The sequence below is a fragment of the Vibrio cholerae ATCC 14035 genome, assembly GCF_000621645.1.
GTDB classification, from domain to species: domain Bacteria; phylum Pseudomonadota; class Gammaproteobacteria; order Enterobacterales; family Vibrionaceae; genus Vibrio; species Vibrio cholerae.
The window spans coordinates 1-15,101 of record NZ_JHXR01000003.1 but is presented as its reverse complement, the minus strand read 5'-3'; the positions used below and the strand labels follow the sequence as shown (position 1 = coordinate 15,101).

The following is a 15,101-nucleotide window of genomic DNA, read 5'->3' as shown; positions in this document are numbered from 1 at the left end:
TTCAAGTAGGAAGGGGATAAACTAAGCTCTGAGCGCTCGTTCACCACGCGCGATGCCTACCACACCACTTCGTGCCACTTCGATAACTTCCGTCACTTCCGCAATCGCCTCAATAAAAGCATCCAGTTTCTCGCTCGTACCGGCCAGTTGCACTGTGTATTGTGAAGCTGTGACATCAACAATCTGGCCGCGGAAAATATCCGCCGTACGTTTTACTTCCGCACGTGCAAAACCAGAGGCCTTGACTTTGACCAGCATCAGCTCACGCTCGATGTGTTCACACTCTGTCACTTCCTGCACTTTCAAAACATCAATCAATTTATGCAGCTGCTTTTGGATCTGCTCTAGCTGCATTTCATCGGTTTTCGTCGTAATGTTCAGCCGCGAAAGGGTTTCGTCATCGGTCGGTGATACGTTTAGCGTTTCAATGTTGTACCCGCGCTGGGAAAAGAGCCCGACAACACGAGACAGCGCACCCGGTTGGTTTTCCAATAGCAGTGAAATAATGTGTCTCATCTTAGGTTCTCTCCGTTTTGCTCAACCACATTTTGTCCATCCCTTCGCCTTTGATCTGCATTGGGTAAACGTGCTCAGTTTCATCGACATTAATGTCGACAAACACCAGACGATCTTTCATCGCTAACGCTTTTTCCAGCCCAGCTTGCAGCTCATCAGGGTGAGAAATACGGATCCCAACATGACCATAAGCTTCTGCGATCTCCGCAAAATCCGGCACAGAACTCATGTATGAGTTAGAGTGACGACCTTGATAAATAATATCCTGCCACTGTTTCACCATTCCAAGGAAACGGTTGTTGAGGTTAATGATTTTTACTGGAATGTCGTACTGCAGTGCGGTCGATAGCTCTTGAATATTCATCTGAATACTGCCATCTCCGGTCACGACCAGTACCTCTTCTTCTGGCATGGCGAATTTCACGCCCATTCCCGCAGGTAAACCAAAACCCATGGTGCCTAGCCCGCCAGAGTTAATCCACTGACGCGGCTTATCAAACGGATAGTAGAGTGCCGCAAACATTTGGTGCTGCCCCACATCCGAGGCCAAAATTGCTTTACCTTCCGTGATTTTATATAGCGTTTCAATCACTTGCTGAGGCTTAATCCGTTCTGCTGAGGTTTCATAAGCCAAACACTGACGATCACGCCACACTTGGATCTCATTCCACCAACTATCCAATGCTGCCGCATCATTGCGCTCAGCGCTCTCTTCCAGAAGCTTGAGCATGCCATCCAATACTTGGTCGGCAGAACCAACAATCGGCAGATCGACTTTCACGTTTTTAGAAATCGATGACGGGTCAATATCGATATGCATGATTTTCGCGTTGGGGCAGTACTTCTCTAGGTTGTTAGTCGTACGGTCATCAAAGCGCACACCTACCCCAAAAATCAGATCTGCATTGTGCATCGCCATATTGGCTTCATACACACCATGCATGCCAAGCATACCCAGTGAGTTTTTATGAGTGCCAGGAAAAACGCCCAATCCCATCAAAGTACTAACCACGGGCAGATTTAAAGCCTCTGCAAGTTGGCGAATTTGCTGATCTGCATTAGCAATAATCGCCCCGCCACCGACGTACAGTACTGGCTTTTTCGCATCGAGCAGTGCGCGTAACCCTTTTTTGATCTGTCCTTTGTGGCCAGCCGTCGTTGGGTTGTAAGAGCGCATTTTAATGGTTTCTGGATACTCATAAGGCAGCTTATTAAGCGGGCTCATCACATCTTTTGGCACGTCAATCACTACAGGACCAGGACGCCCCGTTGACGCGATATAAAACGCTTTTTTGATGGTTTCAGGAATATCTTCGGCTTTTTTCACCAAAAAGCTGTGTTTAACGATGGGACGAGACACGCCGACGATATCGCACTCTTGAAATGCATCGTTACCAATAAGATTAGTGGCTACGTTACCGGAGATCACAATCATCGGAATCGAGTCCATATAGGCGGTTGCAATCCCAGTCACCGTATTGGTGGCGCCCGGACCTGAGCAGACGAGCACTACGCCCGGTTTTCCAGTGGCGCGCGCATAGCCATCAGCCATATGTGTTGCGGCTTGTTCGTGACGAACCAGAACGTGTTTAATTTGGTCTGTTTTTTCGTGAAGGGCATCGTAGATGTCGAGTACTGAACCGCCGGGATATCCGAAGATTTGCTCCACACCTTCATTGATCAGAGATTGGACGATCATCTCTGCGCCAGATAGCATTTCCATCTTGTCTCCTTACCAACATACCTTGTGCTCGGTCGGCAAAAGGGTTGGTTTTACATAGTTTAGGGCTTATTTGTAGCCTAATTCGAAAACGCTCCGCTTTCGGCTATGTCCTGCGTCTGTCATAACAGCCGCGAGGTTACGCAACAAATGTAACGCTTTCTTAGCAACTGGTCTAACCCCAATTTGCGCACTTTTACAGCAGAATCGAAAATAAGACGGTGATTAAGCATTCCATTTCAACCTTTACCTTGCTTTTAGGTTGAACAGCCATTGAGCAGTTAAAAAAAAGTAGATTATTTTGTCAGCACACCGGAGTATCGGCTCCCACCCTTCCATCAACACCAAAAGACAATGTGATTGGCATGAGCGAAGCTTGTTGCCTCAGGTAGCAAGGGCATGGGTCATAGTATTGCAGATATAAAAACACCTCTGAGCGATTTTCGCCAAGAGGTGTTTAGAACATCAAGATAATAGCTTGATCGCGCTATTTTTTCGGAGAATCTTGGTACATTTCTTCGATTTCATCCTGATAGCGATCGTTAATCACTTTACGACGCAGTTTTTGGGTCGGTGTCAGCTCACCACTGTCCATCGAAAATGCTTTTGGCAACAATCTAAACTTCTTCACTTGTTCAAATTTCGCCAGCTCTTTTTGTAACTCATTAACGCGCTTTTCAAACATCTCCAGTACTTGGCTATGTTTGATAAGCTCCAGACGGTCATGATATTTAATGTTCAGTTCTTTGGCATACTCTTCCAATGAATCAAAGCAAGGCACAATCAAAGCCGAGACAAACTTGCGCGTATCGGCAATCACCGCGATCTGTTCTATGAAATGATCTTTACCAATCGCCCCTTCAATCACCTGCGGCGCAATATATTTACCACCTGAGGTTTTCATCAGTTCCTTGATGCGATCGGTAATAAATAAATTACCATTTTCATCAATATGACCCGCATCACCCGTTTTCAGAAAACCCTGCTCATCAAAACTTTCGGTGGTTTCTTTATCGAGCTTGTAGTAGCCACGCATCACCATAGGACCACGAACCAGAATTTCATTGTTCTCGCCAATTTTGACTTGAGCTCCCGGCATAGAAAGCCCAATCGAATCTGGGTTAAAACAGTGGTCATCCCAACAAGAAACCGTGGCCGTGGTTTCGGTCATGCCATAACCAAGCTTGACGTTAATACCAATCGCATGGAAAAAGCGGCCAATGGTTTCATCCAACTTAGCGCCACCACAAGGCATGAAATTGATTCTTCCCCCAAGCAAAGCGCGCAGCTTACTTAACACCAGCTTGTCAGCGAATTGATGGCTCTGTTTAAGCATCCAAGAAGGTTGGCGCTGCTGCTGACGGCACACCGCCATTTTCGCCCCCATATTGACAGCCCAAGTAAAAAGAACCTTGCGTACCAACGGCGCTTTAACGACTTTTTCATGGATTGCTGAGAAGATCTTTTCATAAAAGCGCGGTACGGCACACATCACGGTTGGACGGACTTCAGCTAAAGCTTCACGCACATGAGCCACGTCCTGCAAGTAACAGTTGGTCGCACCTTTATAAAGCACATACGCCGTCCATGCTCGCTCAAAGACATGAGAAAGTGGCAGGAAACAGAGTGAGACATCCTCTTGAGTCAGATTCAGGCGCTGATCGTGTCCCTCTAGCTGAGCACCGATATTACGATAATCCAGCATCACCCCTTTCGGCGTTCCGGTAGTGCCGGAGGTATAAATGAGGGTAAACAGATCGTCATAGTTGGCCTGCTCAATTAAGGCATCCAACGGCGCTCGATCTTGATGGTGACTTTGAGCAACAAACTCATCCCAATGCATCGCACAACTGGCTTGTTTGAGGTCGATATTGGCATTCATAGCCACAATCAGACGCAGCTCTGGGCATTGTTCAAATTGGCTGAGTGCAGCATCAAATTGTGCCTGCTCACCCACAAAAACCACTTTCACATCCGCATTCTGTAAGATGTAAGCCGCCTGCTCTGGCGTATTGGTAGGATAGATAGGAACCGTTACCGCACGGATCTGTAAGGCGGCAAAATCAGCAATCGTCCAACGTGGCATGTTGTTGGAAAAAATCGCAATTTTGTCCTGTACACCGATGCCTTGAGCTAACAACGCCATCGAGAGTTCATCCAATTGTTCACCAAACTGGTGCCAATTGATTGCTTGCCATTGGCCGTTTTGTTTATGTTTTAGCGCGGCGTTATCACCCCCTTGGGCAATACGTTGGCGGATCCGTTTAACGATGTGGAAATCTAAGTTCGTCATATCTCTTACCTGTAGCTTACACCTGTAAGCCTTTTTTCAGCGCACAAGTGTACATTTCAAAGGCCAAAACACAACTGACTAACGTCAAAGTTATCGATTAAAACTCATTCTGTAACAAAAAAGCCTTGGACAGTTTTTACTGCCCAAGGCTTTAGAAACGTAGAATGAACAAAGGATCAGCGATTCGCGACCACTTCGCCACAAATCACCATCAGTTGGTCACGCAGCCAGATATGGCCTTTGTCTTTTTCACTCGACTCATGCCAACTCAGATAACCCGAGATTTTGGACTCAGCAAATGGGAAAGCGAGGATTTGCAACTCATCACGATTGGCCGCATTTTCCGCCATCCAACGTGGAGCAACGGTCACCAGTTCAGACTGACCGACCACATACAACACATTGCTCAGGCTGGTGCCTTCGTAATAAGACTGGCAATCAAAATCACGGTACGCCAGTTCAGAGAAACTACGCTGCCCATGCACTTTGGACAATTTTGCGTGTTTTTCCGCACTCAATTGTTCGGCCGTGATACTTCCTTGGATATGAGGGTGAAGTTTTGATGCCACCACCACCAACTCATCTTGGAAAATCTCAGTGCTTGAAAAACCTTGATCATCAAATCGAGCGTAATCAATCACAAAATCAATTTCTTGATAACGCATGCGCTCTGCGATTTGGCGATCAAACTCTGCATCCAAATGCAATTGTACACTCGGTGCTAATTCATCAATCGATGCCATGATCTGAGGAGCAAAGCGTAAATCGCAAGGACTGCAGATCGCGAGCTTAAACAGACGCGTTGAGGTTTCCGGTGTGAAAACTGAACTCGGTAGCTCGTTACGGATCAATTGCAAAGCTTGACGGATCGGGCCAAACAGTTGGCGAGCACGCTGGGTTGGCTGAATGCCACGCCCTTGGCGCATAAACAACTCATCATTGAACATCACTTTTAAACGCGCCACGGCATTACTGACCGCAGGCTGTGACATACCTAAGTTGTGTGCCGCTCGCGTAATGTTTTGCTCTTGCATTACTGCATCAAAAACGGTTAACAGATTGAGGTCTACGCCTCGGAGGGTGCTTTCCATGCGGTAACTCGCAATGGCACTCATTGCGTCTTTTTTATCTAACATTTGCATGCCTCACAGTGTCGTCACTAGCGATAAATATGCATAAATCGCCAGTGGAAAGATAAGCGCTGTTTGTAATATTTACCGCCCAGATATTTGGTGGATGGCGAGTAATATCGGCTAATCATTCGAAGCTATGCAATAGCATTGACAAAAAGTCAGTTTATTTTAGTCATTACTTTAAAAAAGCCTTAATAATCAATACGATTAATTTTTATAAAAATCTATAAAAATGCATTTTTAATGGGTTTTTATTAATTATTAATTTGAACAATAGATACATCCTTTACTGAACACTAATATTCACGTTAAAAATGTTTTAACGAAGGACTCATTGAGTTAGTCAGTTCATTACCCAAAATTGCGTAACTGGGGAAATCGACTTTTTGCCAAAGTTGCTGACAAAGTACTTCACTATTTTCCCATTTCCCCTTGAGAATCCATTCAACTAAAAAGTGAGCCACATCGGGATAGATCACTCGCTCAGCCTGTTTCTCATCAAGCCACAGACGTAAGCAGGCAGGGTCAAGAAACTCCATCACACTTGCCAGCCCAAGTGTTTCAAGGGTTGCCGCATTACTCACCTGTTCAAATTGGCCAGCCAATGGCTTCATTAATAATTTTTTGCCTAACGCTAAAGCTTCCGAAGGCAACTCAAAACCACCACTGGTGATCACTCCGCTGCATTGGTGTAAATGATGCTGAAAATCACCATGATGCAAACGACGCAGTTCGACATTTTCCGTCAACTCGTTTTCTGGCACCTCGGGGTGATAACAAATGAAGTGAATATTGGTAAATCTATACAGTAACTCACAGATTTCATTCACATTTTCAAATGGAAGGTAGACTAATATAAAGTTCTGCTGACTCAGCGGCTGCTCCGGCGCATAAATAATGGGAGGCAAAATAGGCTGTTCAAAATGGTACCAATGTAAACCTAAATGGTACTGGGCTGGCGCAAAATGCCGCAAGATCGCTTTATCCAGCCAAGAAGCACCTTTTAATGGCACTGGATACAAGAAGGCATTCTGATGACTAATTCCAATACAGGGAATATTTTGTAATTTGGCAGCCCAAGCCGTCACTGGCTCAAAATCGTTTAAAATCAGGTCATAACCAGAAAGATCTAAGCGCTTCACCTCATTCCAAAACTGCAACAGATTATTCTTACGTAACGTTTTAACGTAATTGACGTGGCCATTTTCGGTGGCAAAGGTCAGCCCTCGTCGAGTCGCAAAATCACCAAAGCATTCCATTGAAAAATAGTTCTCAACAGGACGTCCTGAGAACAGATAATCCACATCAACTTGCTGCTGCTTAAGTGCCGCACACATGGCTCTTGAACGCGCAATATGCCCATTCCCGGTTCCTTGAACGCCATACAGTATTTTCAAATGCTTTTCTCCATTACGCTCATTGCATAGGTTGCGCTGCCCATGCCAAGCAAAGCTCCAGCGATCACATCACTTAGAAAATGCACGCCTAATAACACTCGCGCCAAGCCAATTAAACCTGCCCAACAAAGTGCGACGGCATACCAATGAGGATAGATATAACCAATTAATGTCGCCATGACGAAGGCGGCAGCGGTATGTCCCGACGGTAAGCTGTAGCGATCGCTCGGCGTGATATAAGCCGTGACTAAGGCAGAAAGTTCTTGTGGACGTCGGCGCTGAAAACTGTTTTTCAGCAACCAATAAATCGGTAATTCAATAGCAAACGCAAGCAGGCCAACCGCGAGAAACAGCAGCCCATGAGTCTCATCTAACCACCAAGCTAAAATGCCCATCAGCGCGTAAAGATGCCCATCTCCTGTATGAGAAATTGACTTACTGAGCCTCGCGACTCGCGTATTGTACTTATGCTGTAAGCAGAGTAATGAAAAAGCTAAATCGAGTTTAGCGATCGGTTCCATAGCTCTCATCACACATCCTTCCTTCTGGTGAGGTGATGCTTTGATCTTATCGGCAGCAAATGACAGTCAGGTGAAAATTGTTTGTCGAAATGGTGACAAGCGAGCGGTCAGCCTAGGTATGCACTCTATGTTGAGAGCTTATCCCATTCTCGTTATAAACCCTTGTTCCATTAGCTGAATGTTGTGCTCAACCAAGCTTTCAAGGAAGGTTTGTGATAATTCAACCCCATGAATCTTAAGTAGGGCTGGCGGAGCGATAAAAGGAAAAATCATTAAACTTAGGTAAGAAATTTTGCACAGTTGCGGATCCATACCTTCTCGAATCACGCCTCGCTCAATCAGCTTCTCAAACAAAGTTTCCTGAATCGGACGCGTAATATCGAGAACCACTTTCTCAATCAACTGCTTTTTCATATCGCTACCAGGCGTATTCATCACCTGCATAATCAAACGTGGGAAATACGGTATTTTGAACATTTCTCGATAATAAGTACGCATTAAATCGGTCAGATTTTGGTGACTACTCTCAGCAACCAACAACCCGAGCTGCGCTTTCATCGGTAGCAAAGTTTCACGCAACATGGTCTCAAATAAGCCAGCTTTATTCGCAAAATAATAGCGAATTAAACTGATATCGACGCCCGCTTTGCTCGCAATCAAACGTGTCGATACTTTGTCATAAGGCATGACAGAGAAAAGCTCACGGGCATGCATGATCAACTGGTCACGAGCTTGAGTCTGTTGGCTTGGTCGGCCGACTTTACGTAATGTCATCAGAGTTCCTTATTCATCATTCGATGAATTATAAATACTCGGATACTTTTTCTTCAAATTACCTGCCTTTTCAACTGCTCGTTTCTCAGTGTTACGCTCAAATACTTATCAAGATGAATAAAAAATCAACTTTGGGGTTGACGCATTGTGTCGAGTACGGTACTAATCTGTTAACTTAATTGTGTGGATTGTTACAGATGACAATGCGTTTTTCTCTCCTGCTAGGCCTACTACTGATCGTGGAACCATCACGCGGGTAGGCTGTGGACGAAAAACACCACACAAGATAAAAAACCCGCAGCTGATGCGGGTTTTTTTATAGCCGATTTTTACAACAATATTCAGGAAGTTAGCCGTTAACTCTCAGTGCGAGGAAGCAAACATGAACAATCAGGTGATTATATTCGATACCACATTACGCGATGGAGAGCAGGCTTTGTCTGCCAGCCTGACGGTAAAAGAGAAACTGCAAATCGCCTACGCACTGGAGCGCTTAGGGGTAGATATTATCGAAGCAGGTTTCCCTGTTTCCTCTCCGGGCGATTTTGAATCGGTACAAACCATCGCTAAAAACATCAAAAATAGCCGTGTTTGTGCCCTTTCGCGAGCCGTTGCGAAAGACATTGATGCCGCGGCAGAAGCCTTGAAAGTCGCCGAAGCCTTTCGTATTCACACTTTTATCTCCACATCCACTATCCATGTACAAGACAAATTGCGCCGCAGCTATGACGATGTCGTCGCAATGGCAGTCAAAGCGGTGAAACATGCGCGTCAATATACGGATGATGTGGAGTTCTCTTGTGAAGATGCTGGCCGCACACCTATCGATAACTTGTGCCGTATGGTCGAAGCCGCGATCAATGCCGGTGCGCGTACCATCAATATTCCAGATACGGTCGGCTACACAGTGCCGAGCGAATTTGGCGGCATTATTCAAACGCTGTTTAACCGAGTGCCCAATATCGATAAAGCGATCATCTCCGTGCATTGTCATGACGACTTAGGCATGTCGGTAGCCAACTCGATTGCCGCTATTCAAGCGGGAGCTCGTCAAGTAGAGGGAACCATCAACGGTATTGGCGAACGTGCGGGTAACTGCGCATTGGAAGAGATCGCGATGATCATCAAAACCCGTCAAGAGTTGCTCGGGGTAACCACAGGCATTAAACACGACGAGATCAGCCGTACCAGCAAGCTTGTCAGCCAGCTATGCAACATGCCGATTCAAAGCAACAAAGCGATTGTCGGAGCCAATGCGTTTAGCCACTCTTCGGGCATTCACCAAGATGGCATGCTCAAAAACAAAAATACCTACGAAATCATGACCCCCGAATCGATAGGCCTCAAAAACCAAGCACTGAACCTCACTAGTCGTAGTGGGCGTGCCGCAGTGAAAAGCCATATGGATTCAATGGGCTACAACGAAAATGAATACAATTTGGATGCCTTGTATGAAGACTTCTTGAAGCTGGCAGATCGCAAAGGCCAAGTGTTTGATTACGATTTAGAGGCCTTGATGCATTTCTCTAATTTGCGTGAAGAAGATGACTTCTACAAACTCAATTACTTGAGCGTGCAATCGGGTAGCGTGATGGCCACCACCAGTATTAAGTTGCTGTGTGGCGGTGAAGAAAAATGCGAAGCCGCTGTTGGTAATGGTCCAGTCGATGCGTTATATCAGTGTATCTATCGCATCACAGGGTATGAGATTGTACTCGATAAATTCGATCTCACCGCCAAAGGCGAAGGTGAAGATGGTCTTGGTCAAGCGGATATCATCGCCAACTACAAAGGACGTAAATATCACGGTACCGGCGTCTCAACCGACATCGTTGAAGCTTCCGGTCAAGCCTTGTTGCATGTTATCAATAGCATTCATCGCGCGGATCAAATCGCCCAGATTAAACAGAAAAAAAGCGTCGCTACGGTTTAATGCTCATACTCCTTAGCTCTACTGAAGTTACTGCTAACCCTGAGTAGCTTCAGTATTCAAGAACCTTAGGCGACACAAACACAACTTAAAAATCGATCATAAAGGACTCGCATGACAGACAGAGATTACAAAATTGCCGTATTACCCGGCGACGGTATCGGCCCGGAAGTGATGGCACAAGCCCACAAAGTGTTGGATGCGATTGAGCAAAAACACGGCATTCGTTTCAGTCGTGAAGAGCACGATGTTGGTGGTATTGCGATTGATAACCATGGTTGCCCACTGCCAGAAAGCACTCTGCGTGCCTGTGAAGAAGCGGATGCGGTCTTGTTTGGTTCCGTCGGAGGGCCAAAATGGGAACATCTGCCACCTAACGAGCAACCTGAACGCGGTGCTTTGCTACCACTGCGTAAGCACTTCCAACTGTTTTGTAATTTGCGCCCCGCGCAGATCCACCAAGGTCTGGAAGCCTTTTCGCCCCTACGTGCTGATATCTCTGCTCGCGGTTTCGATATTGTGGTGGTACGTGAGCTGACTGGCGGCATTTACTTTGGTCAACCCAAAGGCCGTGAAGGTGAAGGCGCTCATGAAAAAGCGTTCGATACTGAGGTTTACCACCGTTTTGAAATTGAACGTATCGCGCGAATCGCCTTTGAGTCGGCTCGCTTGCGTCGTAAGAAAGTCTGCTCTATCGACAAAGCTAACGTGCTGCAAAGCTCAATACTGTGGCGCGAAGTGGTCAGCGAAATTGCCAAAGAGTATCCCGATGTCTCGCTTTCACACATGTACATCGATAATGCCACCATGCAACTTATCAAAGATCCAGCACAGTTCGATGTGATGCTCTGCTCGAACATTTTTGGCGACATCCTTTCTGATGAATGCGCGATGATCACAGGCTCCATGGGCATGCTCCCTTCGGCCAGTATGAATGAGAGCAAGTTTGGCTTGTACGAACCAGCGGGCGGCAGCGCGCCAGATATCGCAGGCAAAAACATCGCCAACCCTGTCGCGCAGATCTTATCTGCGGCACTCATGCTGCGTTACAGCTTAGGTGAAGAAGCGGCAGCGCGTGATATTGAAAACGCGGTTAGCCAAGCATTAGCAGCAGGTGAACTGACGGCGGATCTCGCAGGCAGTAAACCAGCCCTATCGACCTCAGCAATGGGCGATAAAATCGCAAGCTATATTTTGAATTCATAAGTTTGAGAGTGGGGTTACCCCACTCCTCTTTAGCTCTCTGAGCTCAAGGAAGAAGCAATGTCAAAAGCCAAAACTCTTTACGAAAAAATTTACGATGCCCATGTGGTGGTGGCCGCACCGGGTGAAACGCCGATTCTGTACATCGATCGTCATCTAGTCCATGAAGTGACCTCTCCACAAGCCTTTGATGGCTTGCGTGAAAAAGGTCGCCCGGTACGCCAAGTTAGCAAAACTTTTGCGACCATGGATCACAACGTCTCCACCACTACTAAAGACATCAATGCCTCAGGTGAAATGGCGCGCATCCAGATGCAAACGCTTTCCAAAAACTGCGAAGAGTTTGGCGTCACGCTGTACGACATTAACCACAAGTACCAAGGCATTGTGCATGTGATGGGACCTGAGCTTGGTATTACCCTCCCCGGCATGACGATTGTATGTGGTGATTCACACACCGCAACTCACGGTGCATTCGGCTCGCTTGCCTTTGGGATAGGCACCTCAGAAGTAGAACACGTACTGGCTACCCAAACCCTAAAGCAAGGCCGCGCTAAGACGATGAAAATCGAAGTGCGGGGCAAAGTGGCTCCCGGCATCACCGCTAAAGACATCGTACTGGCGATCATTGGTAAAACAACTGCCGCTGGCGGTACAGGCTATGTCGTGGAATTTTGTGGAGAAGCGATTCGCGATCTCTCCATGGAAGGTCGCATGACCGTGTGTAACATGGCGATTGAACTTGGTGCGAAAGCAGGCTTGATTGCCCCTGATGCAACTACATTCAACTACATCAAAGGCCGCAAGTTTGCCCCACAAGGCAGTGATTGGGATGCTGCTGTCGACTATTGGCAAACATTAAAAACCGATGAGGATGCACAGTTCGATGCCGTCGTGACGCTTGAAGCCAGTGAAATCAAACCGCAAGTGACTTGGGGTACCAACCCAGGCCAAGTGATTGCCGTTGATGAGCCAATCCCATCACCTAGCCAGTTTGCCGATCCTGTTGAACGCAGCTCAGCAGAAAAAGCTCTGGCTTACATGGGACTTGAAGCCGGCAAAATGCTCTCCGATTATAAGGTCGATAAAGTGTTCGTCGGTTCATGCACCAACTCGCGCATCGAAGATATGCGCGCTGCGGCAGCGGTAGCCAAAGGGAAAAAAGTCGCCTCTCATGTCCAAGCATTGATCGTGCCCGGATCCGAACAAGTGAAAGCGCAAGCCGAAGCGGAAGGCTTAGATAAGATCTTTATTGAAGCAGGATTTGAATGGCGCTTACCGGGTTGCTCAATGTGTTTAGCCATGAACAATGACCGCTTAGGGCCAGGAGAACGCTGCGCGTCTACCTCAAACCGCAACTTTGAGGGACGTCAGGGACGTGATGGTCGCACTCATTTAGTTAGCCCAGCAATGGCAGCCGCTGCAGCGATTGCTGGTCACTTCGTCGATATTCGTCAGTTTTAATTCAAGGAGAACCCCATGTCAGGATTTCAGCAACACACCGGCTTAGTCGTTCCTCTTGATGCCGCCAACGTCGATACCGATGCGATCATTCCAAAGCAGTTTTTGCAAAAAGTGAATCGCACTGGCTTTGGCAAACATCTGTTCCACGACTGGCGATTTTTGGACGATGCAGGTGAAAAAGCCAACCCAGAATTTGTGATGAACCAACCTCGCTACCAAGACGCTAGCATTTTGCTCGCAAGAGAGAACTTTGGTTGCGGCTCCTCGCGCGAACACGCCCCTTGGGCATTAGCGGATTACGGCATCAGAGTGATGATTGCTCCAAGCTTTGCCGATATTTTCTATGGTAACTCGATCAACAACCAGATGGTGCCCGTTCGTTTAACCGAGCAAGAAGTGGATGAGCTCTTTACCTATGTTCATGATACGGAAGGAGCAACTATTACCGTCGATTTAGAAGCGCTGAGCGTAACCGCGAATGGTAAAACCTACCATTTCGAGATTGACGATTTCCGTCGCCATTGTCTACTTAATGGCTTAGACAATATCGGCCTGACTCTACAGCACGAAGCAAAAATTGCGGAGTATGAAGCCAAGATACCGAGCTTCTTAAAATAAGCATTTCTAGGCTGCCAAATGGCAGCCTTTTTTATCGCGAAAGAAAATGCGTTGCCATCGGGTCTAGCTAATCACAATCTCACGATAAGGTTACTCTGATATGAAAACACTCTTCGCTTTCTTTATTCTGATTTTTTCCAACATAGTATACGCAGCGCCAAAGGCGGAGCTTTGGGCTTATTGGCAAGCGAGCAACGACAGTAATACGGCAAGCGTCTCTCACCAAGCTTGGCAAAGCATCCTCGATCGCAATCTTGTCCAAGTGGGAGAGAACGCCCTCTTTCGTTATGCAGAAGTAACAAAGGAAGATAAAACGCTACTCAATGATTACTTAGATCAACTTTCAAAATTGGATCCAAGAGAATTTAACCGCCAAGAGCAATATGCTTATTGGGTTAATCTCTACAACGCTCTGACAGTGAAATTAATTTTGGATAACTACCCAGTCGCGTCCATAACCAAACTAGGGGGCCTATTCAGTTTTGGGCCGTGGGATGAGAAAGTTTTTACTGTGGCAGGACAAACCCTAACCCTCAATGACATCGAGCATCGAATTTTACGCCCTATCTGGAAGGATCCACGAACCCATTATGCGGTCAATTGTGCCAGCCTAGGCTGCCCAAATCTGCAATCCCAAGCTTTTACTGCACAAAACACAGAACGACTACTTAGTAACGCAGCACATACCTTTATCAACAGCAGTAAGGGAGCAACATTGAACAATGACACCTTAATCCTCTCCTCTATTTATGACTGGTTTGCCGTTGATTTTGGTAATAAAAAAGAGCTTCTTATTCACCTTGCGCAGTATCGTCCTGAGCTATCCCTTTATTCAGGAAAAATCGACTACCAATATGATTGGAAACTGAACGATACGAAAGAAAAGAAATAAACTAGAAAAAGTGAAATGCAAAAAGCCGCTGTATATCTACAGCGGCTTCGTAAATCAAGCCTGGCGATGTCCTACTCTCACATGGGGAAACCCCACACTACCATCGGCGCTACTTCGTTTCACTTCTGAGTTCGGGATGGAATCAGGTGGGTCCAAAGTGCTATGGTCGCCAAACAAATTTTGTGATGTCAGCTTTGAGCTAAGCATCGAAATAGATGGTGCTGATACCCAGAATCGAACTGGGGACCTCATCCTTACCAAGGATGCGCTCTACCGACTGAGCCATATCAGCACACAAAAATTTAAAACACGTTATAAGTAACGTGTTTCTTAAATTAAAGCCTGGCGATGTTCTACTCTCACATGGGGAGACCCCACACTACCATCGACGCTGTTTCGTTTCACTTCTGAGTTCGGGATGGAATCAGGTGGGTCCAAAACGCTATGGTCGCCAAGCAAATTCTGTTTTTGATTTCACTTTTTCTTAAAAAGTGATAACCAACAATTCTGGAAAGCTGTCTTCGTTCTCACACACATTCTTATGCGCTTAGCTTTGAGTCCACTACAAAACCCCTTGGGTGTTGTATGGTTAAGCCTCACGGGCAATTAGTACAGGTTAGCTCAACGCCTCACAACGCTT

The 15,101-nt window shown here is 46.5% G+C and carries 12 protein-coding genes, 1 tRNA gene and 2 rRNA genes; 5 read left to right on the top strand and 10 right to left on the bottom strand.

What is annotated here, in order from left to right:
• Nucleotides 1-21: 21 nt before the first annotated feature.
• The 7 genes from ilvN to T411_RS0103555 form a co-directional block, all read right to left on the bottom strand.
• Nucleotides 22-516, bottom strand: a complete 495-nt coding sequence (ilvN, locus tag T411_RS0103585; protein ID WP_001215918.1) for an acetolactate synthase small subunit — start codon at nucleotides 514-516, stop codon at nucleotides 22-24.
• A 1-nt stretch (nucleotide 517) separates the two neighbouring features.
• Nucleotides 518-2,239, bottom strand: a complete 1,722-nt coding sequence (locus T411_RS0103580) for an acetolactate synthase 3 large subunit (protein WP_000425587.1) — start codon at nucleotides 2,237-2,239, stop codon at nucleotides 518-520.
• A 484-nt stretch (nucleotides 2,240-2,723) separates the two neighbouring features.
• Nucleotides 2,724-4,529 (bottom strand): AMP-dependent synthetase/ligase, encoded by a 1,806-nt coding sequence (locus tag T411_RS0103575; protein WP_000182819.1) that lies wholly within the window; start codon nucleotides 4,527-4,529, stop codon nucleotides 2,724-2,726.
• A 176-nt stretch (nucleotides 4,530-4,705) separates the two neighbouring features.
• The gene (gene leuO / locus T411_RS0103570) at nucleotides 4,706-5,665 is read right to left on the bottom strand and encodes a transcriptional regulator LeuO (protein WP_000884663.1); all 960 of its coding nucleotides are present in this window, start codon (nucleotides 5,663-5,665) and stop codon (nucleotides 4,706-4,708) included.
• Between the two features lie 305 nt (nucleotides 5,666-5,970).
• Nucleotides 5,971-7,059 (bottom strand): MJ1255/VC2487 family glycosyltransferase, encoded by a 1,089-nt coding sequence (locus T411_RS0103565; protein WP_001890261.1) that lies wholly within the window; start codon nucleotides 7,057-7,059, stop codon nucleotides 5,971-5,973.
• Entirely contained in the window at nucleotides 7,056-7,589 is a 534-nt protein-coding gene (locus T411_RS0103560; protein WP_001882150.1) for a phosphatase PAP2 family protein, read from the bottom strand. Before T411_RS0103560 ends, T411_RS0103565 begins: the two co-directional genes overlap by 4 nt.
• A 129-nt stretch (nucleotides 7,590-7,718) precedes the next feature.
• Nucleotides 7,719-8,354 (bottom strand): TetR/AcrR family transcriptional regulator, encoded by a 636-nt coding sequence (locus T411_RS0103555; protein ID WP_000175326.1) that lies wholly within the window; start codon nucleotides 8,352-8,354, stop codon nucleotides 7,719-7,721.
• 382 nt (nucleotides 8,355-8,736) lie between these two features.
• On the opposite strand from T411_RS0103555, the gene leuA reads away from it, so the two are divergent.
• The 5 genes from leuA to T411_RS0103530 all read left to right on the top strand — a co-directional run bounded on the left by leuA (nucleotide 8,737) and on the right by T411_RS0103530 (nucleotide 14,461).
• Nucleotides 8,737-10,287: a 2-isopropylmalate synthase gene (gene leuA, locus T411_RS0103550; RefSeq protein WP_001064847.1), complete on the top strand. Its 1,551-nt coding sequence runs from the start codon at nucleotides 8,737-8,739 to the stop codon at nucleotides 10,285-10,287.
• A gap of 111 nt (nucleotides 10,288-10,398) precedes the next feature.
• Nucleotides 10,399-11,490 (top strand): 3-isopropylmalate dehydrogenase, encoded by a 1,092-nt coding sequence (leuB, locus tag T411_RS0103545; RefSeq protein WP_000132138.1) that lies wholly within the window; start codon nucleotides 10,399-10,401, stop codon nucleotides 11,488-11,490.
• A gap of 57 nt (nucleotides 11,491-11,547) precedes the next feature.
• On the top strand, nucleotides 11,548-12,951 hold the full coding sequence (leuC, locus tag T411_RS0103540; RefSeq protein WP_000030317.1) for a 3-isopropylmalate dehydratase large subunit: 1,404 nt from the start codon (nucleotides 11,548-11,550) through the stop codon (nucleotides 12,949-12,951).
• A 15-nt stretch (nucleotides 12,952-12,966) separates the two neighbouring features.
• Entirely contained in the window at nucleotides 12,967-13,569 is a 603-nt protein-coding gene (gene leuD, locus T411_RS0103535; RefSeq protein WP_000012771.1) for a 3-isopropylmalate dehydratase small subunit, read from the top strand.
• Between the two features lie 100 nt (nucleotides 13,570-13,669).
• Nucleotides 13,670-14,461, top strand: coding sequence for a DUF547 domain-containing protein (locus tag T411_RS0103530; protein ID WP_000853568.1), 792 nt, complete (start codon nucleotides 13,670-13,672; stop codon nucleotides 14,459-14,461).
• Nucleotides 14,462-14,519: 58 nt separating this feature from the next.
• Here T411_RS0103530 and rrf (T411_RS0103525) read toward each other — a convergent pair.
• The 3 genes from rrf (T411_RS0103525) to rrf (T411_RS0103515) all read right to left on the bottom strand — a co-directional run bounded on the left by rrf (T411_RS0103525) (nucleotide 14,520) and on the right by rrf (T411_RS0103515) (nucleotide 14,917).
• A 5S ribosomal RNA gene (rrf, locus tag T411_RS0103525) occupies nucleotides 14,520-14,635 on the bottom strand.
• 42 nt (nucleotides 14,636-14,677) lie between these two features.
• A tRNA-Thr gene (locus tag T411_RS0103520) sits at nucleotides 14,678-14,753 on the bottom strand.
• A 48-nt stretch (nucleotides 14,754-14,801) separates the two neighbouring features.
• Nucleotides 14,802-14,917: ribosomal RNA gene (gene rrf / locus T411_RS0103515) — 5S ribosomal RNA — on the bottom strand.
• Between the last annotated feature and the right edge of the window lie 184 nt (nucleotides 14,918-15,101).

Coding starts and splice junctions, on each gene's coding strand:
- ilvN (WP_001215918.1), bottom strand. CDS start 516: ATGAGACACATTATTTCACTGCTATTGGAAAACCAACCGGGTGCGCTG.
- T411_RS0103580 (WP_000425587.1), bottom strand. CDS start 2,239: ATGGAAATGCTATCTGGCGCAGAGATGATCGTCCAATCTCTGATCAAT.
- T411_RS0103575 (WP_000182819.1), bottom strand. CDS start 4,529: ATGACGAACTTAGATTTCCACATCGTTAAACGGATCCGCCAACGTATT.
- leuO (WP_000884663.1), bottom strand. CDS start 5,665: ATGTTAGATAAAAAAGACGCAATGAGTGCCATTGCGAGTTACCGCATG.
- T411_RS0103560 (WP_001882150.1), bottom strand. CDS start 7,589: ATGAGAGCTATGGAACCGATCGCTAAACTCGATTTAGCTTTTTCATTA.
- T411_RS0103555 (WP_000175326.1), bottom strand. CDS start 8,354: ATGACATTACGTAAAGTCGGCCGACCAAGCCAACAGACTCAAGCTCGT.
- leuA (WP_001064847.1), top strand. CDS start 8,737: ATGAACAATCAGGTGATTATATTCGATACCACATTACGCGATGGAGAG.
- leuB (WP_000132138.1), top strand. CDS start 10,399: ATGACAGACAGAGATTACAAAATTGCCGTATTACCCGGCGACGGTATC.
- leuC (WP_000030317.1), top strand. CDS start 11,548: ATGTCAAAAGCCAAAACTCTTTACGAAAAAATTTACGATGCCCATGTG.
- leuD (WP_000012771.1), top strand. CDS start 12,967: ATGTCAGGATTTCAGCAACACACCGGCTTAGTCGTTCCTCTTGATGCC.
- T411_RS0103530 (WP_000853568.1), top strand. CDS start 13,670: ATGAAAACACTCTTCGCTTTCTTTATTCTGATTTTTTCCAACATAGTA.